At 64.7% G+C, this 21,651-nt stretch carries 16 protein-coding genes and 2 pseudogenes; 4 read left to right on the forward strand and 14 right to left on the reverse strand.

All coding sequences use genetic code 11. The features are described from left to right. Nucleotides 1-11 precede the first annotated feature (11 nt). A complete protein-coding gene (locus ACVIGA_RS08110; RefSeq protein WP_456665961.1) occupies nucleotides 12-3,413 on the reverse strand; it encodes a molybdopterin-dependent oxidoreductase in 3,402 nt (1,133 codons plus the stop codon). A gap of 142 nt (nucleotides 3,414-3,555) precedes the next feature. Between ACVIGA_RS08110 and ACVIGA_RS08115 the strand changes: the two genes are divergently transcribed. After that, complete coding sequence (locus tag ACVIGA_RS08115; RefSeq protein WP_456665962.1) at nucleotides 3,556-4,233, forward strand: GntR family transcriptional regulator; 678 nt, start codon at nucleotides 3,556-3,558, stop codon at nucleotides 4,231-4,233. 38 nt (nucleotides 4,234-4,271) lie between these two features. Here the strand turns inward: ACVIGA_RS08115 and ACVIGA_RS08120 are convergent, their stop codons facing one another. The 5 genes and pseudogenes from ACVIGA_RS08120 to ACVIGA_RS08140 all read right to left on the reverse strand — a co-directional run. Then, entirely contained in the window at nucleotides 4,272-5,432 is a 1,161-nt protein-coding gene (locus ACVIGA_RS08120) for an acyl-CoA dehydrogenase family protein (RefSeq protein WP_456665963.1), read from the reverse strand. Nucleotides 5,433-5,555: 123 nt separating this feature from the next. After that, entirely contained in the window at nucleotides 5,556-6,323 is a 768-nt protein-coding gene (locus tag ACVIGA_RS08125) for a crotonase/enoyl-CoA hydratase family protein (RefSeq protein WP_212310333.1), read from the reverse strand. Nucleotides 6,324-6,348: 25 nt separating this feature from the next. Next, complete coding sequence (locus ACVIGA_RS08130) at nucleotides 6,349-7,131, reverse strand: SDR family NAD(P)-dependent oxidoreductase (protein WP_223968897.1); 783 nt, start codon at nucleotides 7,129-7,131, stop codon at nucleotides 6,349-6,351. A gap of 18 nt (nucleotides 7,132-7,149) precedes the next feature. Further along, entirely contained in the window at nucleotides 7,150-8,400 is a 1,251-nt protein-coding gene (locus ACVIGA_RS08135; protein ID WP_456665964.1) for an acetyl-CoA C-acetyltransferase, read from the reverse strand. 260 nt (nucleotides 8,401-8,660) lie between these two features. Continuing rightward, nucleotides 8,661-8,924, reverse strand: a pseudogene (locus ACVIGA_RS08140) (helix-turn-helix domain-containing protein); the annotation flags it as partial. 129 nt (nucleotides 8,925-9,053) lie between these two features. Here ACVIGA_RS08140 and ACVIGA_RS08145 point away from each other — a divergent pair. Next, nucleotides 9,054-9,320, forward strand: a complete 267-nt coding sequence (locus tag ACVIGA_RS08145) for a hypothetical protein (RefSeq protein WP_456665965.1) — start codon at nucleotides 9,054-9,056, stop codon at nucleotides 9,318-9,320. Nucleotides 9,321-10,166: 846 nt separating this feature from the next. Here ACVIGA_RS08145 and ACVIGA_RS08150 read toward each other — a convergent pair. Both ACVIGA_RS08150 and ACVIGA_RS08155 read right to left on the reverse strand, forming a co-directional pair. Continuing rightward, nucleotides 10,167-10,964 carry a MetQ/NlpA family ABC transporter substrate-binding protein gene (locus ACVIGA_RS08150; protein WP_456665966.1) on the reverse strand — a complete coding sequence of 266 codons (798 nt, stop codon included), beginning with the start codon at nucleotides 10,962-10,964 and terminating at the stop codon, nucleotides 10,167-10,169. Between the two features lie 34 nt (nucleotides 10,965-10,998). Further along, the gene (locus ACVIGA_RS08155; protein ID WP_456665967.1) at nucleotides 10,999-12,324 is read right to left on the reverse strand and encodes an O-acetylhomoserine aminocarboxypropyltransferase/cysteine synthase family protein; all 1,326 of its coding nucleotides are present in this window, start codon (nucleotides 12,322-12,324) and stop codon (nucleotides 10,999-11,001) included. A 401-nt stretch (nucleotides 12,325-12,725) separates the two neighbouring features. Between ACVIGA_RS08155 and ACVIGA_RS08160 the strand changes: the two genes are divergently transcribed. Next, nucleotides 12,726-14,129 carry an LLM class flavin-dependent oxidoreductase gene (locus ACVIGA_RS08160; protein WP_456665968.1) on the forward strand — a complete coding sequence of 468 codons (1,404 nt, stop codon included), beginning with the start codon at nucleotides 12,726-12,728 and terminating at the stop codon, nucleotides 14,127-14,129. A 43-nt stretch (nucleotides 14,130-14,172) separates the two neighbouring features. Here ACVIGA_RS08160 and ACVIGA_RS08165 read toward each other — a convergent pair whose 3' ends face one another. The 5 genes and pseudogenes from ACVIGA_RS08165 to ACVIGA_RS08185 form a co-directional block, all read right to left on the reverse strand. Next, nucleotides 14,173-14,967 (reverse strand): MetQ/NlpA family ABC transporter substrate-binding protein, encoded by a 795-nt coding sequence (locus ACVIGA_RS08165; protein WP_456665969.1) that lies wholly within the window; start codon nucleotides 14,965-14,967, stop codon nucleotides 14,173-14,175. 49 nt (nucleotides 14,968-15,016) lie between these two features. Beyond that, nucleotides 15,017-15,682 carry a methionine ABC transporter permease gene (locus tag ACVIGA_RS08170; protein ID WP_456665970.1) on the reverse strand — a complete coding sequence of 222 codons (666 nt, stop codon included), beginning with the start codon at nucleotides 15,680-15,682 and terminating at the stop codon, nucleotides 15,017-15,019. Continuing rightward, entirely contained in the window at nucleotides 15,672-16,796 is a 1,125-nt protein-coding gene (locus tag ACVIGA_RS08175; protein WP_456665971.1) for a methionine ABC transporter ATP-binding protein, read from the reverse strand. Before ACVIGA_RS08175 ends, ACVIGA_RS08170 begins: the two co-directional genes overlap by 11 nt. A 48-nt stretch (nucleotides 16,797-16,844) precedes the next feature. After that, entirely contained in the window at nucleotides 16,845-17,165 is a 321-nt protein-coding gene (locus ACVIGA_RS08180) for a 4Fe-4S binding protein (RefSeq protein WP_456665972.1), read from the reverse strand. Then, a pseudogene (locus tag ACVIGA_RS08185) lies at nucleotides 17,162-18,790 on the reverse strand (FAD-dependent oxidoreductase). Before ACVIGA_RS08185 ends, ACVIGA_RS08180 begins: the two are co-directional and overlap by 4 nt. Nucleotides 18,791-19,104: 314 nt before the next feature. On the opposite strand from ACVIGA_RS08185, the gene ACVIGA_RS08190 reads away from it, so the two are divergent. Further along, a complete protein-coding gene (locus ACVIGA_RS08190; RefSeq protein ID WP_456665973.1) occupies nucleotides 19,105-20,445 on the forward strand; it encodes an LLM class flavin-dependent oxidoreductase in 1,341 nt (446 codons plus the stop codon). Nucleotides 20,446-20,449: 4 nt separating this feature from the next. Here ACVIGA_RS08190 and ACVIGA_RS08195 read toward each other — a convergent pair whose 3' ends face one another. Then, a complete protein-coding gene (locus ACVIGA_RS08195; RefSeq protein ID WP_456665974.1) occupies nucleotides 20,450-21,538 on the reverse strand; it encodes an LLM class flavin-dependent oxidoreductase in 1,089 nt (362 codons plus the stop codon). Nucleotides 21,539-21,651 lie beyond the last annotated feature (113 nt).

A 21,651-nucleotide genomic window follows, 5' to 3' on the forward strand; every position in this document is an offset into this window, starting at 1 on the left:
GTGTTTGGTCATCAAAGTGCGAGCGTGAGGTCGGTGAGCGGCACAGCCTGGCAAGTGAGGCACCACCCCTCGCTGCCGTCGACAGGGCCGAGATGGGTGAACTCCCCATCAATCACCTCGACCGCGCAGCTTTCGCATTGCCCGACACGGCAGCCGCTCGGCAGCGCAACGCCCGCCGCACTTGCAGCGTCGAGCAGCGTCCCCTGCTCCGGTCCCCACGTGAAGCTCTGCTTGCTGCCCGCAAGACAGATGGTTCGCGGCGCAAGGTCGCTCGGCACCGACGGCGGCGACACGAAGCTTTCGGCAAAGATGTCGAACCGCGGGATACCGAGTGCCACTGCGGCCTCGATCTGCGCTGTGACGAAATCCGGTGAGCCGCAGATGTAGACCAGCGGCCGACGTGCCAGCAGCGGCTTGACCTGTTCGAGCTCGACCCTTCCCCTGCGGAACGACCGCGAAGCCACGGGGTCCGGCGCGAGCGGGGCCGAATAGAACGTCACCCGCGTCAGCTCCGGCGTGTTGGCTTCCAGCTCGGCGAGCCGCTGCGCGAAGGGATGCTCGCGGCTGCTGCGGCAGCCGTGCAGCAGCAGGATTTCGGCTACACGATCCTGTTGCGCCGTGCGTTGCAGCGTCTCGAGATGGCTGATGAATGGCGTGATGCCGATGCCGGCCGCGAGGAAGACCAGCGGCCGCGGCCCCTTCAATGGCGGCGTGAAGATGCCGCCCGGCGGCTCCAGCAGAACCTCGTCTCCAACCGCGAGACCATGCAGCCGATCCGGCATGAAGAACGGCGCACTGCCGCTCCGAACCTCATTGAGGAAACGTCCCTTCACCGCAATCGACAGCGCTTGCGGCAGGTTGCCCGATCCGGTCAGCGAATAGGCGCGCGCCTCGGTTGCGTCAGGCAACGCAATCATCACGTGTTGCCCCGGCAGGAAGTCGGGCAGCGGACCGCCGTCAAGCGGCCGCAGGCTGAAGGCGATGACGTTATCGGCCTCGGCCGTGCGCTCGCCGACCACGAACCGCCGCCGGCCGCTCCAGACGCCGCGGCTGGCCACGTCGTCCCGCCTGATATCGCAGACGATCGCGCGCAGCGGAACGGAACCGCTGACTGGATCGCGCGCATCGTCATGCAGCACCGCGTTGATGTTGCGCGTGAGGTTGCCTGATGTCGCGGAACGATCGCGACCGAGCGGCGGACAATCCTCCCACCAGCCGAATTCGGCGACGACGACCCGCGCGTCGAGCGCCGCATTGAGGCGCACTTTCAGGCGCACGGCACCGCCTTGTGTTTCCACCACGGCCCAGTCGCCTTCCACAAGTCCGCGCCGCTCGGCGAGTTGCGGGCTGATCTCGACGGCCGGATCGGGCGACTTTCGTCGCAGCGAGGCGACATGCCGCCAGGAGGAGTGAACGAACCAGCCGCTCTTGGCGGTGGAGAGCACGAGCGGAAAGCGTTCGTCCGCCGCTGTCGTGAGCGGGCTGCCGACTGGTTCGACGTGATCGGGCAACGGGTCATGCCCGTGTCCCAGCATCAGCTCCGAATAGATCTCGACACGGCGTGTCGGCGTGGCAAAGCCCGCCGCCGTTCCGTCTTCGCGCGTGACGGCGTATTTTTCATCGCGGAAGACCTGCGGGAAGCGACGTCCTTCGGGATACTCGCGTAGATCCTCGACACCGATGCCGAGTGGCGCCAGCTGATAATTCCAGCCGGCCTTGATGTCGCCGCCGAAGAACAGATTCCCCATGCCGAGCTTGAGCGCGAGCGCGGCGGCGATCTCGTAATCGGCCTTCACTTCACCGATCGGCTCGACCATGCGCGGGCGAAACTGCACGGTCTCGGCCGCTTCCTGCGTGATCTCGAACCCGATCTTCAGCGCATCGCGCTCCCACGGCGTGCTGGCCGGCAGAACGAAATCGGCGCTCTCCGCGGTTGGGTTCATGAACATGTCGACATGAACCTGGAATTCCAGCGCATTCAGCGCCGCGCGGTTGCGCTCCGAATGGCCCTGCGAAACGACGAAGTTGGTGCCGAAGGCGACCAGCGCGCGCACCCGGTAAGGCTCGCCCTCCAGCACCGCCTTGCTGAAATCGCGCGCCGTGATCCAGCCCTTCGCCGGTGGGCCGAGCGGCAATTCGGCAATGCCGAGCGCCTTGGCCTGCTGCTCCTGTGGCAGGATGTTGTAGTCGTTGAGCGGACGCGTCGGCGGCGGGACCGGCCAGCGATTGCCGCCGGGCCGATCGCAAGCGCCAGTCAGTGCATAGAGCGATGCGATCGTGCGCTCGATCGCGGTGGCGTTGGTGTGCTGGCCGACACCGGTCCAGGAATGATAGGCGAGCCGCGGCCGAGCCGCGAGCAGCGCGTTGAATGCATCGATGTCCTCGACACGCAGCCAGGTCAGTTCCGCCACGCGCGCCGGCGTGTAAGACGCGGCGCGCTCGGCCAGCAATTCGAACGCGGTTGCCGCCGAGATCATCCGGCCGTCGCGCGCACGGATCGACAGCGCGCCGCGCAGCCGACCGCCGCGCTCCGGCGCATAGCGGGTGTCGCAGGCCACCGGCGCGCCCGGCGCATCGAGACGAACGAAAGCCTCAGGCGAGCCATCCGGCCACAACGCGTCGGCGCGCAGAAAGCGCCCGGTCGCGCGATCGACCAGCAGCGATCCATTGGTCCATTGGTCGACGAAGTCCGCATCGAAGCTGCCAGTCGCGATGAGATGACGGATCGCGCCCATCGCAAGGGCGCCATCAGCGCCCGGGCGAATGCGCAGCCAGAGATCGGCCTGCTGACCCGAGCCGTTCGGCTTCGGATCGACGACCACGACCTTGGCGCCGCGCCGCCGGGCATCGGCGATCCGCGTTGCTTGAGCGAGCCAGGTGCGCGCGGGATTGTGGCCCCATAGGATGATCGCATCGGCATTGTCGTAATCGGGAAAGCCGATCCCGCGGCCGAAGGTCAGCGCGTGCGCGTAGTCCTTATGCCAGCCGCAGATCTCGACCGCGTAGATCAGGTTGGGACTGCCGAAGCCGCGGATGAAGCGCTCGACCCACTCAAAACTGTCGACCATCGGCGTGCCGCTCGGCGTGGTGACACCGAACGCAACCGCCTCGGCGCCGCTTTCGGCGCGGATATTACGAAGCCGGTCGGCGATCTCGGTCAAAGCCTCGTCCCAGGACACCTCGATCCAGCCCGGATCGGCGGCATCGCGTGGCCGGGTCCGTTTCAAGGGCACGGTCAGACGGCGCGGGCTGGCGACGATTTCAGGGGCGGCCCGGCCCTTGGCGCAAAGCGCGCCACCCGTCGGATGGTTATTTAATACCTCTACACTGACAACAAGCCCGTCCTCAACCACGGTGACAGAACCGCAGCGCGAGCGACAAAGCGTGCAATAGCCGGGTAGCCGCTGTTTCACCGCCGTCTCATCGTCAAGTCAGTCCTTGTGACGCATTTTTGTAATGCGTTACACATTTACGTCATACGCTACCGTCCCCGTCAAGGCTAAGTAATAATCAGAGACGAATCGGCATTCGGAGCGAGAGGCGGCGCGACCACCCATGGACCAGAATTTGCGCGAACAGGTGCTGCAGCGGGTGCGCGCCGAGATCATTTCCGGGCAAAGCCTTCCCGGCACGATGTATTCGGTGCCTACTCTCGCGGCGAGCCTCGGCGTCTCCTCGACGCCGGTGCGCGAAGCGCTGCTCGAGCTCAGCCGCGGCGGCCTGGTCGAGCCGATGCGCAACCGCGGCTTCAAGGTGGTGGAGCCGTCGCTGACCGAGCTGCGCAATTTGTTCGACATGCGCGAGGTGCTGGAGTTGCACGCCGCCGTGCTGGTCGCCGCCAATCCTCCAAAGGATCTACCGGCCGTGCACGGCTGGGCCGATGAGATCGCGAAGGCCGTCGAGACCGACGACGTCCAGCTCTATCTGGAAGCCGACCGCAACTATCATCGCGCGTTCATCGCCGCCGCCGGCAACGAGCTCTTGACCGACATGGTGATGGGCCTGCGCGACAAGATGCGGCTCTACGGCATTAGCTCACGTGCCGGCCTCGAGCGGCAGCAGGCCTCGGTGCCCGAGCACTACCGGCTAATCGAGCTCGCGCTCGCAGGCGACACCGAGGCGCTGCCGACCCTGCTTCGCAGCCACATCCGCTCCTGGGAGCCGATCTTCGTCGACGCATTGATGCGCTCGAAGGAATACGCGCGCGAGCCGCTGCGGCAGGCGCGCGGGTAACGCGCGGAGCGAAGTAGACAGCCGGTCGCGGTGGTCTGCTAATCCAAAATGCTCTTGTAGTGCTCAGAGAAGACATCGCGGCCGATGATCAACCGCATCACCTCGGAGCTTCCCGCCAGGATCCGATTGACGCGCGCGTCGGTGAACATCCGGCTGATCGGATATTCATCCATGTAGCCAGCGCCGCCGTGCAGCTGCACGCCGAGGTCGAGCATCTTCCACTCGACTTCCGACGACATCATCTTGGCCTTGGCGCCCATATTGCTGGTCAGGCGTCCCGCGTTGTGCTCGGCCACGCAGTGATCGACATAGACCTGCACGAGGTCGATTTCGGCATCCATCTCCGCCATGCGGAACTGGGTATTCTGCTGTTCGGCGAGCGGCTTTCCGAACAGCTTGCGATCCATCACGTAAGCGCGCGTGATGTCGAACGCCTTGCGGCCGTTGGCGATCGATCCGACCGCGGAGATCAGCCGCTCCTCGGCAAGGCCTTCCATCAGATAGTAGAAGCCCCTGCCCGGTTCTCCCAGCACGTTGGCCTTGGGTACCTTCACGTTCTGGAAGAACAGCTCGGCGGTGTCTTGCGCCGGCATACCCATCTTCTTGAGATTGCGGCCGCGCTCGAAGCCCTCCATGCCGCGCTCGACGATCAAGAGCACCATGGCATGCTTCTTCTCGGCGCCTGCGAGCCTGGCGGCCACGATCACGACGTCGGAATTAATGCCGTTGGAAATATAGGTCTTCGAGCCATTGAGCAGGAAATGATCGCCCTTGTCTTCCGCCGTCGTCCGCATGCCTGCGAGGTCCGAGCCTGCGCCGGGCTCGGTCATCGCGATCGCCAGGATGGTCTCGCCGCTGACGCATTTCGGGAGGAAGCGGTCGCGCTGCTCTTCGGTGCCGAAGCGCTTGAAATAGGAGCCGACCAGGCGGCTGTGCAGCGTGTTGAACCAGCCCTTGCAGCCGGAGCGCGCGGTCTCCTCGATGATGATCTGCTCATAGCGGAAGTCCTCATCGCCCATCCCGCCGTATTTCTCCTCGGGCCAGATCATCAGGAAGCCGAGGTCGCCGGCCTTCTTGAACGCGCTGCGGTCGACGATGCCGGCCTCCCGCCACGCCTCCATATGGGGCGCGATCTCGCTCGCGAGGAACTTGCGGTAGGAGTCGCGGAAAATGACCTGGTCTTCGGTAAAGCTGCGCATCATTCACCCAATAGCGTCAAGCGGCTTAGAAACCTGCCGGCGTGCCGCGCGGCACTCACAAAAAAATTCGGAGCGCCGGTTCTGCTTCAAAACCGGCGCTCCGTCATCGAAACGAGCGACGCCTTACTTGCCCTTCCAGTTCGGCGCGCGTTTTTCTGCAAAGGCCGCCGCACCCTCGCGGGCATCTTCGGATACGAAGACGGGAGCGACGATCTCCTGCTGCTTCTTCCACATCTGGTCTTCCGGCCAGAGCCTGGATTCCACGATCACCTGCTTGGATGCCTTGACCGCAAGCGGGCCATTGGCGCCGATCGCGGCGGCAAGCTCGAGCGCGGCGTCGAGCGCCGGGCCATCGGTCACGCGATTGATGATGCCGAGCTCGTAGGCGCGCTGTGCGCCGAAGAACTCGCCTGTCAATGCGAACTCCATCGCCACGCGGAACGGCATCTGGCGCGGCATGCGGATCAGCCCGCCGGCCGCGGCAGCTAGCCCGCGCTTCACCTCGGGTATCCCGAACTTGGCGTTGCGGTTGGCGACGATCATGTCGCACGACAGCGCGATCTCCATCCCGCCGGCGAGCGCGTAACCGTCGACGGCCGCGATCAGCGGTTTCTTCGGCGGCGCCTCGGTGAGGCCGGCGAAGCCACGGCCGGGGATCGACGGCCGCTCGCCCTTCAGGAACCCCTTGAGGTCCATGCCCGAGCAGAATGTGCCGCCGGCGCCGGTGATGATGCCGACGCTGAGGGCATCGTCGGCGTCGAGCCGGTCGATCGCTGCGGCCACGCCCTTGGACAGGGCGAGGTTGGCCGCGTTCTTGGCTTCTGGCCGGTTTAGCGTGATGATCAGTATGGGTCCGCGGACTTCAGTGAGGACCGGAGTTTCTTCGGACATCGCTTTCGTCTCCTGTTGCCGTAGCTCAGCGCGGGGCCATGCGGATGGCGCCATCGAGGCGGACGTCCTCACCGTTGAAGTAGCCGTTGGTGATCATGGTCAGCGCCAGCTGGGCATATTCCTCCGGCATGCCGAGACGCTTCGGGAACGGCACCGAGGCGCTGAGCGCGGCCTTGACGTTCTCCGGGGCGCCCTGCAGCAGCGGCGTGTTGAAGATGCCCGGCAGGATGGTGTTGACGCGGATGCCATCGGCCATCAGGTCGCGCGCGATCGGCAAGGTCATGCCGACGACGCCGGCCTTCGACGCTGAATAAGCCGCCTGCCCCATCTGGCCGTCCTCGGCCGCGACCGACGCCGTGTTGACGACCGCGCCGCGCTCGCCGTGCTCCAGCGGGGCCAGCGACAGCATGCCCTTCGCCGACTTGGCGATGCAGCGGAAGGTGCCGACGAGGTTGATCTGGATGATGCGGTTGAACGCGTCGATCGGGAAGTGGGTGGGCTCGCCGGTCTTCTTGTCCCGGCCGGCGGTCTTCACCGCGTTGCCGGTGCCTGCACAGTTCACCAGGATGCGCTCCTGGCCGTGGGCCGCGCGGGCCTTGGCGAAGCCTGCATCGACCTGCTCGTCGGAGGTGACGTCAACCTTGCAGAACACGCCGCCGATTTCCTTGGCGATGGCTTCGCCCTTCTCTTCGTTGAAGTCGAAGATCGCGACCTTCACGCCTTGCGCCGCGAGCGCCCGCGAGGTGGCTGCGCCGAGGCCGGAAGCGCCGCCGGTAACGACGGCGGCGACCGATGAATCGAGTTTCATGGCAAGTTCCTTTCGCGATCAGATGCGTTCGATGATGATGGCCGGCGCCATGCCGCCGGCGGCGCACATGGTGACGAGACCATAACGTCCGCCACTGCGCTCGAGCTCGTCGAGCGCCGTGCCGATCAGGATCGATCCGGTCGCGCCGATCGGGTGGCCGAGCGCGATCGAGCCGCCATTGATGTTGACCTTCTCGCGATTCAGGTCGAGATCGCGGATGAACTTCTCGGCGACGACCGCGAACGCCTCGTTGATCTCCCAGACGTCGATGTCGTTCTTGGTCAGGCCAGCCTTGGCGAGAACCTTCTTGGCCGCCGGAACGGGGGCATTGAGCATCAGCGTCGGATCATCACCCTGATTGGCATAGGCCACGATGCGTCCGCGCGGCTTGAGGCCGTGCTTCTGGGCATATTCCTTCGACGTGATCAGCACCGCCGCGGCGCCGTCCACCACGCCCGAGCTGTTGCCGGCATGATGCACGCCCTTCCACTCGAGATCCGGGTAACGGCGCTGGATCTGCTTCTTGAACGTCGTGCCGTTGCCGAGATCGAAATCGGCAAGCTGCTCGAAGCTCGGCTTCAGCGATGCAAGGCCTTCGGCCGTGGTCTCGGGGCGCGGGAATTCTTCACGACCGAGGGCGACGCTGCCGTCGTCGTTGAGGACCGGGATCACCGACTTGGCGAAGCGGCCTTCATCGATCGCCCGCTTGGCGCGCTGCTGGCTGACCAGCGCCAGGGCATCGCAGGCTTCCCGGCTGATCCCCTCACGCGTGGCGATGGCGTCGCCGCACACGCCCTGGTGCGACTGCGGGTGAATCTCGTCGAGCGCCGGATTGCCCGAACCCATCATCCGCGCCGGCTGCCCCGCCTTGGAGCGTTCGGCTGCGAGGGTCTGCTGATAGCTCATCATCTCGGTGCCGCCGGCGATGACGCAATCCTCCATTCCCGACATCACCGAAGCTGCCGCGAGGTTCACCGACGTGATGCCGCCGCCGCAGAAGCGATCCAGCGTCGTGCCGCTGGCGCTGATGTCGTAGCCGGCGGCGAGCGCCGACATGCGTCCGAGATCGCCGCCCTGCTTGCCTTCCTGGGTCGAGGTCGACCAGATGATGTCATCGACGGTCGACGTATCGAGCTTGTTGCGCTCCTTGAGCGCGCCGAGCACCGTTGCCGCCAGTTGCTGCGGATGCAGATGCGACAGCGCACCCTTGCCCGGCTTGCCGATGCCGCGCGGCGTGCGGACCGCGTCAATGATGTATGCTTCAGACATGCGTTTCCCTCTACTTTGGCTGTTTCTTGACTGTGAGCTCGTGCCGATTGGTCCCGACCGCTTGCGCTGCGTCTTCTGCTCCGGAACAAGCCGACGAGGCGTCAGCGGTGTGGCGTGACCGAAAGCGGCGCCGCAACCGGCTTGCGCTGATCTTCGAAATAGCGCGCGTTGATCAGCATCGGCGGTTGCGCCGTCTCGCGCTCCCGCTCGTCGGCGCAGGCGGGCTTGTCGCAACCCTCCGCGAACAACGGGACGCCGGGCGCGGCGGCGTGTGGACCGAGAGCATATTTCTGCTCTTGCGGCAGGTAGATCAACTGACCGATCTGGGTGAGGGTCAAGGTGAGACGGGAGACCGTCGATCGGGGAAGACCGCAGCGATCGGCGATGTCGCGATTGCCCAGGCGTATGCTTCGACCTTCGAAGCAACGCACGATGTCGAATGCGCGCGATACCACCTGTATCACGCGCCGGTTATCCGTGCCGGCGGTGTCTTGCGCCATCAGTACCTCAGATCGACGTCCCATCGTTTACGCCTCACTCCTCATTTGTCGTACGGGTGAATGAAGCCCACCCTGGTTCGGGCAGGCCGCGCCGATCCGTGACATCGCTGTCGAGCGCGTAACGCCGAGCGGCGCACGCGTGAACGGAACTGCATGCGGAATCTGACGGCAGCGATCGGCGCACGCCGCGTCGCCGCCCGTGAGGATCGAGCCGGCGCTGTGCCATGCCCGAACGGCAACGAATGCGGCACGCTGGACAAGGCCATTTCCGCCCTGTTCGAGGCCGATCTGCATGGCGCGGACGGGCGCCTGGTCTTCCAGACCGGTGAAGCCGCGACCGCGCGGGGCAAGCAGCTTCGGATTTCGACGGCCGGCCGGCATCAGGCGGATTCTTTCCCTAGGGTTTCAGACCTTAATTAATTGATTAATTAGTCAGGTGATTAAAGTGGCCGCTCCCCCCTGTCAACCGTCCTCGCCGCAGGGCGCCCCGCGCTCGGGTCGCACCTCACGCATCGCTCAAGCTGCTCGGGCCGGTTTATCGGGCAGCAGCTGCCGATCCGTTCGCGCCGAACGTCGGACCGGTGCTGGACGGTGATCGAGCGAGATGCGCGGTACAAGCCACCGCCCACAAGCGCCGAGACGCAACGATAGGGCGTGCGGCAGACCAGCTCTCGTCGTTCGATGTGGCGCGCTCACGCGGCTCTCGCTCCGCAAGCACCGCTCAGATCGAAATGCCGTCGCTGATCGGCGATCGCTCCGAGAATGAATTTCCGTTGTCGGTTCGACGAGCGAAGCAACCGTTCCACAGGACCGGCATGGTTCGACTCATTGATTGCAAACTGGACGCGTCGATCATGGTTCGCGTTCGAGATGGGCAAAGACGTGCTATTTTAGCCGGACGACTATTCGACGGAGGCTTTATGCGTCTCGCATCCTCTTGGCTTCACACCCTCGGTCGCATGACCCGACAACTGCAGCGGTGGCGCAGGAAGCTCGCCCGCGCCGCAAATCCCGATGGACAGCGCTTCTGCACGAGCTGTTCCTGTTCGGGCCGCATGGCTAGTTGAGCCGACCGCGCTGCGGTTTCGGCTGCCCACAAGACACTTGCCCAAGACACTTGCTGAAGACACACGCGGCCAACGTTCTCGCCGTGGCCGCCTGTCCACGTTTCCCCGACATTCGCAATCAGTGTGCCGAACTCGCTGCCCTGCTCTCCCGCACTGAAGAAACAGGGCAGCACCCGATCCGCCGTGAACTGACGCGCGTTTAGCTGCTGAAGCCGGCCGGAATGAACGCCGGCAGCTTGTCCTCGATGAATTTCTTCACCTCGGGCGAGTCGAAGACCTGGATGAAGGCCTTGAGGCGCGGGTCATCCTTCTTGTCCGGCCGCGCCGTGAAGCGCAGCACCAGCCCGTCATCCACCGTGCGATCAATCAGCAGCGCCGATTTGGGATCGCCGCCCGCGGGGATCAAATAGGTGATGTTGACGAGTGCGAGCGTGACGTCGTCGAGCGAGCGATAGGTCTGCGCCGGATCGAGCTCGACGATTTTCAGATTCCTGGGGTTCTCGATGACGTCGAACCGGCTCACCGCGAAGCCCTTGCCCGGCGTCAGCTTGATCAGGCCAGCCCGCTCAAGCAGGATCAATCCACGTGCGCCGTTGAGCGGCTCGTTCGGGATCGCGACGCTGTCGCCGGATTTGATCTCGTCGAGTGACTTGATCTTCTTCGAGAACAGCCCGACCGGCGCGATCACGCCGACCTTGTCGACCTGGACCAGATTGAAGCCACGCTGCTTGTTCTGGATCGCAAGATACGTGCCGTGCTGGAACAGGTTGGCATCGACGTCGCCGCTGTTGACCACCTCGTTCAAGGCGACCCAATCGGACAACTCGACGACCTTGACGTCCTGCCCTTTCTCCTTGGCCAGCTTGGCGGCGAACGCCGCGAGTTGGCCGACCGGACCGGCGCTGGTCGCGATCTTGAGGGGTTCATCGGCGACGGCACTCGCCGTCAGGGCAAGGAGAACGCCTGCCGCGTGCGCCAGGCGCAACAATGTCTTCATCATCTCAATCCTGTTTCGATTCTGCCAAATGCGATCACGCCGCTTTGCGGGCGCTGCTGCCTGCCTCGGCCTGGGCCAATGCCTGAACGAGGTCGGCGATGATGTCGTCAGGGTGCTCGATCCCGACCGAAAGCCGCACATAGCCGGGCGTGACGCCGGCCGCGATTTGCTCTGCACCGGTAAGCTGCTGGTGGGTGGTCGAGGCTGGATGAATCGCGAGCGACCGCGCATCGCCGATATTGGCGACATGATAGAACAGCTTCAGCGCATCGATGAAGCGGCGACCGGCCTCGACACCCCCCTTCAGCTCGAAGCCGACCAGCGCGCCATAGCCGCCTTTCAGATAGGTATCGGCGCGGCGGCGATTCTCCCCGTCCTGCAATCCCGGGAAGATCACATGGGAAACGCCGGGGTGCCTGGCCAGGAAGTCCGCCACCTTGATGGCATTCTCATTGTGCTGGCGCAGCCGCAGCGGCAGTGTCTCGAGCCCCTGGATGAACTGGAAGGCATTTTGCGGTGCGATCGCGGCGCCGAGATCGCGCAACAGCTTGACGCGCGCGCGCAGGATGTAAGCGATCGGACCGAGCGGCTTGGCGGCCTCCGTCCAGATCGCGCCGTGATAGGCGGCGTCCGGCTGCGTCAGCAGCGGAAAGCGCTCGGCATGCGTCGCCCAGTCGAAACTGCCGCCATCGATGATCGCGCCTCCGATCGACGTGCCATGGCCGCCGATATACTTCGTCGTCGAATAGACCACGATCGCGGCACCATGCTCGAACGGGCGTGCGATCAAAGGCACCGCCGTGTTGTCGAGGATCAGCGGCACTCCGAGTGAGCGGCCAATATCGGCCACTTCCCTGATCGGGAACACGTTGAGCTTGGGATTGGGCAGAGTTTCCGCAAAATAGGCGCGGGTCTTCGCATCGGTGGCACGGCGGAAATTCTCGGGATCGGTTGGATCGACGAACCGCACCTCGATGCCGAACTGCTTCAGGGTTTGCGACAGCAGCGTCCAGGTGCCGCCATAGAGATCAGTCGAAGAGACGATATTGTCGCCGGCCTGGGCGAGGTTGAAGATGGCAAACGCCGAGGCTGTCTGGCCCGACGCCACGGCGAGCGCGCCGACGCCGCCCTCCAGCGCCGCCAGCCGTTCCTCGAAGGCGTCCGCCGTCGGATTCTTGATCCGTGTGTAGATCTGCCCGATCGCTTCCAGCGCGAACAGCCGCGAGGCATGATCGGTGTTCTCGAACTGGAACGAGGTGGTCTGATAGATCGGAACCGCCACCGCACCGGTCGTGGGATCGGACCGATAGGACCCGCCATGCAGGGCGAGCGTCTCGAGATTCTTCGTTTCGACCGGCATTCCAAACTCTCCTGGGATCGGTGAACCACGCGCTGAAAGTCGCGAAATGATGCGCAGCGACTTTGCCGCTGTCGAGATGTCCAGGAAAATAGCGATGGACGTGCTGACGTCTCGTGGAACAGCATCCTGAATTTTTCAGACGAAACATCCGGCACGGCGTATTTGTTTCGTGTGCCGACGGCGATGCCGGTGCGTGAGATTGCGGATCACACAGTGTGATGATGGCCCGTAGTCAGAGCTGCATGAACGCGTCCAACCCGCCCGTGCGTAGCAATGAGCGTAACGTGCTGTCCGGGAATTCCGCAACAGCAGGATTTTTGCGCAGAGCGTTTGAATAGGAAACAAAGTCGCGCAGGCAAACTGTTACGTTGTCCCGACACGATCACTGTCGGAACAGGTCGATGACAAAATCGAGAGAGCTTCGCTTCAACGCATTCAACATGATGGCGCCGAGCCACAACTGGACCGGCCTGTGGTCGCATCCGCGCGACACCTCGCTCGACTACAACTCACTCGATTACTGGGTCAACTATGCCAAGACCGCCGAGCGAGGACTGCTCGACGGCATCTTCCTGGCTGACGTGTTCGGCATCTATGACGTCTACGGAAGCAGTCCGGACACCGCGCTCCGTCACGCCGTTCAATTGCCGAATGCAGAGCCGACCTTGCTGGTGTCCGCCATGGCGCTGGTCACCAGGCATCTCGGTTTCGGCATCACGTCCAACCTCACCTATGAACACCCCTACCAGCTCGCGCGCCGCTTCTCGACGCTCGATCATCTCACCAACGGGCGGATCGGCTGGAACATCGTGACCGGCTATCTCGACAGCGGTGCCCGCGGCATGGGCCTTGATGCGAACCGCGCCCATGACGAACGCTACGAGGCGGCCGAGGAATTCCTCGCTGCAAGCTATAAGCTATGGGAGGGCAGCTGGGAGGATGACGCCGTGCGCCGGGACCGTGCGGCACGCATCTTCACCGATCCCTCCAAGATCCATCGCGTCCGTCATGAAGGACCTCACTACAAGGTCGACGGCATCCACCTCGCGGAGCCCTCCCCGCAACGCACGCCGCTGCTGTATCAGGCGGGCACCTCGAAGCGCGGTCGCGCCTTTGCGGCACGGCATGCCGAGGCAATCTTCCTCAACGGCCAGACCAGGCCAATTCTCGCGAGCGCGGTCCGCGACATCAGGAGCGCCGCGAAGGAGTTCGGGCGCGATCCCTATGATATCCGCCTCTTCGCCGGCGCGACCGTGATCGTCGCGCCGACCCGGGCAGAAGCCGAAGACCTGCTCGCGGACTATGCCGCACATGTCGACCAGACCGGGCAGCTCGCTTTGCTCTCGGGCTGGACCGGCATCGATTTTTCGACCTATCGCCCCGACCAGGCAGTGCAATATGTCGAGAGCAACGCGATCCAGTCGATGGTGGAGAACTTCACCCTGCGGAGCGACCGCCCGGTCAAGGTCGGCGATCTCGCGACGCTGAGCCGCGTCGGCGCGCGATCCCCCTTCGTGGTCGGCTCACCCCAGGATGTCGCGGACGAGTTGATCGCCTGGGCGGACGACACCGACGTCGACGGTTTCAACCTGTTCCGTCTCGTCGCGCCCGAATCGCTCGACGCCTTTGTCGACCTCGTGGTGCCGGAACTGCAATCACGCGGCGTGTACAAGACAGCCTATCGCGAAGGCACGCTGCGGGAAAAGCTGTTCCCGGAGCGCGGACCGCGTCTTCATGCCACGCATCCCGGCGCGGGTTACCGGCACTTGCCCTCGAACGCAGTCCACTCCGACGCCGCCGAATGAGGTCACGGCCTGACTCTGGCCGGCGCGTTGTCGCCGGCCGCGGCTACCAGCTCGGCAACACGGCGCCCTTGAATTTGGTCAGGACAAACTCCTTGACCTCAGCCGTGTGATAGCTGTCCACGAGGATCTTGACCCACGGCTTGTCCTTGTCCGCAGCGCGAACCGCGATCAGGTTGACGTAAGGCCCCTTCGGGTCCTCTCGCAGGATCGGGTCCTTGACCGGATCGAGGCCGGCCTGGGTCGCATAGTTCGTGTTGATCACTGCGGCATCAACATCGTCGAGCGCACGAGGCGCCTGGGCCGCATCCACCTCGACGAATTTGAGCTTCTTCGGATTATCAGTGACGTCCAGGACTGTCGGCTTGAACCCGACGCCGTCCTTCAACTTGATCGCACCCTTGTCGCGCAGCAGCAGCAGGGCGCGGCCGCCATTGGTGGGATCATTCGGGATCGAGATCTTGCCGCCGTCCGGAATCTCCGCCCAGCTCTTATGCTTCTTGGAATAGACGCCGATCGGGAAGTTGACCGTCAGTCCCACCGCCTCGATCTTGTAACCACGATCGGCCTTCTGGTTGTCGAGATAAGGCTGGTTCTGGAACGAATTGGCCTGGATATCGCCGGCGTCGAGCGCTGCGTTCGGCACCACATAGTCGGAGAACTCGACAAGCTGGATGTCGAGCCCGTTCTTTGCCGCGATCGGCTTCACGGCCTCGAGGATTTGCGCATGCGGCCCCGGCGTCACGCCGATCTTGATGGTCTCCGCCGCGACAGACGCCGACCAGAGCGTGAGCACGCTGGCAAACGCGACAATGGAACGAAACGACATTTGAGTCTCCACTGGAATTGTCAGTATTGCAAAAAAGGGCGCGAAGAGATTGCGGCCGGTCTCAGCGATGGCGCACGCGGCGGTTGACGCGGCGGGCGAGATAGTCGCCGGCCGTCTGCACCGTCTGCACCAGCGCGATCAGGACAACGACGACCGCGAGCATCATTTCGGGCATGAAACGCTGGTAGCCGTACCGGATGCCGAGGTCGCCCAGCCCGCCGCCGCCGACCGCGCCGACCATCGCCGAATAGCCGAGCAGGCTGACGACCGCGAGCGTCAGCGCAAGCACGAGGCCAGGCAGCGCTTCCGGAACAAGAACCTTGAGCACGATCTGCAGAGGGCTGGCGCCAAACGACGACGCGGTCTCGATCAAGCCGGCATCGACCTCTCGGATCGCCGCCTCAACCAATCGCGCGATGAACGGCATCGCGGCGATGGTCAACGGCACGATCGCCGCGCCCGAGCCGATGGAGGTGCCCGCGATCAGGCGCGTGAACGGGATGATGGCGACCACGAGGATGATGAACGGCGTCGAGCGTGTCGCATTGACGATGATGCCCAGCACGCTGTTGACCGCCGGTGCCGCGAACAATTCCCCCTTGCGGCTGGTGGCCAGGAAGACGCCGATCGGAAGTCCGAACGCGGTGGCGATCAACGCGGCGACCGACACCATGAACAGGCTTTCGCCGGTGGCCTGAACGATCAGGTTGAGGAGTTCACGCGACATAGCCGAGACGTTCCGCTGGGAGGTTGTTCTGGGAGAGATACAATGCCGCTCTGTCGGCCGCGGCCTCGCCGCCGGGAATACCCAGCGACAGCGAGCCGACATGTTGACCGCCGATCTCATCGATCCGGGCCGACAGCAGCGCGACGTCGATCGAGAGTTCGCGCGCAAGGCGGGCGACGATGGTGTCGCCGGCATCGGCACCGCGAACCTGGACGCGCATGACGGCGCGACCACCGGCAACCGGTCGTGGCTGCAGGCGGCTTGCAAGCGACACCGGAATGCTGTCGCCGATCACCTCGGAGAGGAATGCCTGCGTGACCGGATGCGCGGGATGCGTGAAGATGTCGGCGACGTGACCACGCTCGACGATATGACCGCCATCGATCACCACGACTTCCTTGGCGAGCTGACGCACCACCGACATTTCGTGGGTGATCAGGACGATGGTGACGCCGAGCTCGCGATTGATGTTGGCCAGCAGATCGAGGATCGAACGGGTTGTTTGCGGATCGAGCGCCGACGTCGCCTCGTCCGACAGCAGGACGTTCGGCCGCGTCGCCAGCGCACGGGCGATGCCGATGCGCTGCTTCTGGCCGCCCGACAGCTCGGACGGGTAGCGATCATATTTGTCCGCAATGCCGACGAGCTCGAGCAGTTCCGCGACGCGGACCGCAATGTCGCGCCTCGACCAGCCCGCAATCTCGAGCGGCAGCGCGATATTGTCGGCGGCCGTGCGCGACGAAAGCAGATTGAAATGCTGGAAGATCATGCCGATCGAGCGCTGCGCCAGGCGCAGATCACGGCCCGAAAGTCCGGAGATATCGCGGCCGTCGACGACGACACGGCCGCTCGATGGCTTCTCCAGCCCGTTGATCAGCCGCACCAGGCTGGACTTGCCGGCACCGGAACGCCCGATCACGCCGGTGATCGAGCCGCGCGGAATTGCGAAGTCGATGTCTTTGAGCGCCTGCACGCTCGGCTTGTCACGGTAAGCCGGGTAGGCCTTCGCGACCTGCTCGAACCGGACCATGGCATCGGCCGCGGTCGGCGGATGCGGCAATGGCGACAGCGTCTCGACAGGTTCCGCTGCCGTCAGGGATTGATGCACGTTCATTCAGTCAGTCCATAAGGTCGTCTTGGTCGCCACGCGCGCGGCCGCGCCTCAATGACCAAAGAGCAAATAGCTGCGGTCGACGCCGCGGCGATCGCTGGTCTCATCGGTCCAGCCCACGGCTCGGCGATAGCTGCCCATGCTGTCCGTTTGCCTGAGCGCAACGAGGTCGATCGGCTGCGCCTGATCCGCAAAGGGCGAAACATACAGCGCATCCTCGGGACAATAGAGCTCGCAGAGGAAGCAGGTCTGGCAATCGCCTTGCCGCGCGGTTATCGGAATTCCGTCCGTCTTGTCAAACACGTTGGTTGGGCAGACGTTGACACAGATATCGCAGGACGTACAGCGCTCGCCGTCGATGACCTCGATCACTCCGCCGCCTCCGCATAGCTCGCCTCGGCATGGGGCCGGGCCGAGGTCCAGATCTCGTCGAGGCCGCCGGTCGTCACATAATGCCGCTGCCGGCTGTCCTGCTCGGGGAAGTCGTCGCGGCGGTGCATGCCGCGGCTTTCCTGACGGGCGAGCGCGCTGCGGTACATCCACCGCGCGGTCGCCAGCATCGCCGCAGCCTCGCGCGCCCGCACGATCTCGGATGTGTCGGCGGCGTCCGCTTCCGACACATCGCGCCACGCCGCGTCGAGACGCCCGAGCGCGCCCTGCAATCGCGATGCCTCGCGGAAGTAATTCAGCTCATACGGGAAGACCTCAGCCTGAACCGCCCTCGCCAGCGCGGCCGGCGCGAATGCACGGCGCGACCGGCTTCGAAAGGCCACGGCACCCGCGGACGACAATCTGCGCCCGGCAGCCGGTCCGACCTGGGTGGCATAGTCAGCGGCGCCCTGCCCGGCCCAGGCTCCCTACGACATCGCCCAGGCGGCATTGTGGCTGCCACCACCGGTGAAGCCACCGCAGATCAATTCGCGCGTCGCCGCGTCGCCGGCCGCATAGAGCCCCGGCACGCTGGTGGCGCAACTGTCGTCGACGATGCGAAGGCCACCGGTCCCCCTGACGGTCCCCTCCAGCCGCAACGTGACCGGAAAGCGGTCCTTGAAGGGATCGATCCCGGTGCGATCGAATGGCAGGAAGAAATTCGGCTGCGATACGCGCATATGATGCCGCACATCATCATCCGCCTTGTCCAGCCGGGCATAGACCGGGCCCTCGAGCAGGGCGCGCGCAATCGCCGATCGTCCGCCCTTCGACGCCGCGCCGGGCACCACGCCGCCGTCCTCATAAGTGAAACTGGCCCAGCCGTAGAACAGCGTCTTGGTCACCGAGCCGAATGCCGGCGAGATCGCATAGGGGTTGGAGAACTCCATGCTGGTGAATTCGGCACCGGCCTCCGCGGCCATCAGATAGCCGTCGCCAGTCAACACGTTCGAGCCGAGCGTCTTGCTGAGGAATGCACAGCCGCCAGTGGCGATCACCACCGCCTTGGCCCGCACCGTCCAGCGATCCTGCTTCTGCCGCCGCACGCCGCTGGCGCCGGCGACGGCCCCGTCGTCGTCGACGAGCAGTTCAAGCGCCGGGCTGTGGTCGAGAATGGTGACGCCGGCCTGCTTGGTACGCTTGCGCATCAGACGCATATATTCGGGGCCTTGCAGCGAGTTGCGCTGCGACGTGCCGCGGCCGTCCACCGGATAGGGATATCCCCAATCGGCCAGGCGATTGCTGTGCTGATAGGTGCTGTCGAGCACGCGAGCCATCCAGCGGTGATCCTGGAGATAGCCGCCCATCTTCTCGCGATTGGCCATCGCGGCCTCGCGCAGGGCCGGATCCGGATCGATGTGCCAGACGCCCGTTCCCGCCGCGGCGGTGGCGCCCGAGGTGCCGCAAAATCCCTTGTCGGCGAGCACCACCCGCGCGCCGCGCTCGGCGGCGCTGACCGCGGCCCAGGTCCCCGCGGGTCCGCCGCCGATCACCAGAACGTCGGCCTCGAACACGACCGAACCTTCCGGCGCGGATACGCGTCCGGCGCGATGAGTTGGGTTCGGCATGATGGAAGGCTCCAGGCGGATCGGTCGCGGCGCAAGGCGCGCCACGGCACATCGTTGCGCGCGCCAGCCCGACTGGCAATTTCAGATATTTGCGGAGAGTTGGACGAAGCTTTCACCTGCGTTGCCGCGCAAAGAAGATTCGTGTCGCCGCATGCCGGATGTTGCGTCATCGGCGGACAACGCGACACGAGCTTGCGTACAAGGCGCGCCGGCGGAGACGGATATTTCTTTTTGCCCGCTCCGCGCCGCGATGCATTTTCCCGCGCGCATCATGCCGATATCTAGCGACAAGCATCACCGCAGATACGGCCGCCATGTCTCATCGTCAGCTCCACCTCAACGTCAATCTTCTGCATTCCGGCGTCTACGCGTCGGCCTGGCGACTGCCCGACAGCGACCCGCGCGCCTGTTTCGACGTCGGCCACTACGTGCGCGTCGCCCAGATCGCGGAGCGCAGCAAGCTCGATGCGATCTTCCTGGCCGACACGCCCGCCATCACCGACCGCATCGACTACCGCTCGTTCATGTCGCTGGAGCCGACCATTGTGCTGGCAACCGTCGCCGCCGCGACCAGCCATATCGGGCTGATCGCAACAGCGTCGACCACGTACAACGAGCCGTACAACATCGCGCGCCGCTTCGCGACGCTGGATCTGGTGAGCGGCGGTCGCGCCGGCTGGAACGCCGTGACCACGGCCGATGCCGCAGCCAGCCGCAACTTCGGCCTTCCCACCGTGCTCGAGCACAAGGCGCGCTACGACCGTGCCAAGGAGTTCGCCGAAGTCGTCCATGCGTTGTGGGACAGCTGGGAAGACGATGCCTTTGTCGGCGACAAGGGGGCGGCGCGGTTCGTCGATACATCAAAAGTCCACCCGATCGGATATCTCGGCACCCACTATAGCGTGGCCGGTCCACTGAACGTACCGCGTTCGCCGCAGGGACGTCCCGTCACCGTTCAGGCCGGCGGATCGAGCGACGGCCGCGACCTCGCCGCCGCGCAGGCCGAAGCGGTGTTCACGCTGGCACAAACGATCGACGAAGGCGTCGCCTATGCGCGCGACCTGCGTGCCAGGGCTGCCGCGTACGGCCGCGCCGGAAGCTCCATCGTGATTCTGCCGGGGCTCGCGACCGTCATCGGCAGCACGGAGGCGGAAGCCAAGCGGCGGCAAGACGAGCTCTGGGAGTTGGTTCCGATCGAATACAGTCTCGCGCGACTGGCCGGCACGTTGCAGGTCGACCCGGCTATCCTCGATCTCGACAAACCCCTGCCCGATCCTCTGCCGCTACCGGCCAACGCCAACCACACCATGTTTCAGGGAACGGTCAACATCGCGCGCCGCGGCAATCTCACCGTCCGTCAATTGCTGCGCGCCCTCGGTGGCGGCGTCGGCCACCGGATCATCGTCGGCACACCCGAGCAGATCGCCGACGACATCGAGGCCTGGTTCAAGGCGGGCGCGGCCGACGGCTTCAACCTGATGCCGGACGTATTGCCGACCGGGTTGGACGTGTTCGTCGACACCGTGGTGCCGATCCTGCAGCAACGGGGGTTGTTCCGGCACGATTACGCTGGCACCACCCTGCGCGAGCATTTTGGATTGCCGCGGCCGGTCAGCCGTTTTGCAAGACAACCGGCGGCCGCCACCGGCGCCTGACGCATCAACGCGAGCCGGCCAGCTGTGCCGGATTGTCAGTGGCGGGTGACTGCGCACGAACGCGCGGGATGATCTCCTTCGCAAACCGCTCCATCTCCGCCTCGAACGGCTGGAACTGCAGCATGAAGAGCTCGATGCCGGCGGCATGGAAGCCCTGGATGCGGGCCGCCACCTCGTCATAGGACCCGACCAGTCCCGCAGCCGTGCCGCCATTGCTGCCAACCCGCGCCGATTTCTGCATGGTCTGCATCATCACCACCTTGGGATCGGTGTTCTGCTTCTGGATCGCCTTCATCGGCGCATCCTTTCTGGAGAGATCGAGCAGCCGCTGGTAGGCCACCTCGGCCTCGGCCCGGGTCGGGCGCGCAATCACGAAGGCGGACAGCCCGAAGCGCAGCGGTGCCGTGGCTCGCGGCCGCGCAGCCACGTCGGCGATCAGGCCTGCGACGTCGTCGAGCGGCTGTCCATTGATGAACCATACATCGCCGTGGTCGGCGACCAGGGCACGCGCCGGCTCGGATTCGCCGCCGACATAGATCAATGGCCGTGGCCGGTAGAGGCTGCCGGGCCGCAGCACATAGTCCCTGACATCAAAATGCTCGCCCTTGTAGGTCAGCCGCTCGCCCTGCATCAGGCGCGACACCACGGTGATCCACTCGCGGCCGTAGGCATAGCGGGCGTCATGCTCCGCAAAGCCGATGCCGGCCTTGTCGAGCTCGGGCCGATTCCAGGCATTGACCAGATTGATCGCGAAGCGGCCGCGGCTGATGTTCTCGATCCCGAGCGCAAGCTTCGCCAGCACGACCGGATGATAGAGATAGGGCTTGATTGCGGCGATGATCTCGATCCGGCTGGTCAGCGCGGCAAGTGCGGCGGCGGCGCTCCAGGCCTCGAGCTGATCAAGATCCTCCTGATGCGGATTGATGGTGTGCTGCGCGATGAGCGTGGAGTTGTAGCCGAGCCTTTCGGCCGCGATCACGAGGTCGCGATTGCGTTCCCACGATGCATCATAGGGCTCCTCGGGATCCTGATAGGCAGCGCGCGAACCGTGCACCAGCGCCCAGATCCCGAAGCGAAGCGGTCGTATCGTCATTGGCGATCTCCGAATTGCGCTTTGTCGCTTTGCTTTTCACGAAGACGCGGCTGGAGATCAAGCAACGTCACATCAAAAGATTTTCCTTGCCGCGCCGCGCGCGCGGACAAATC

This window comes from Bradyrhizobium sp. USDA 3240 (assembly GCF_054063295.1).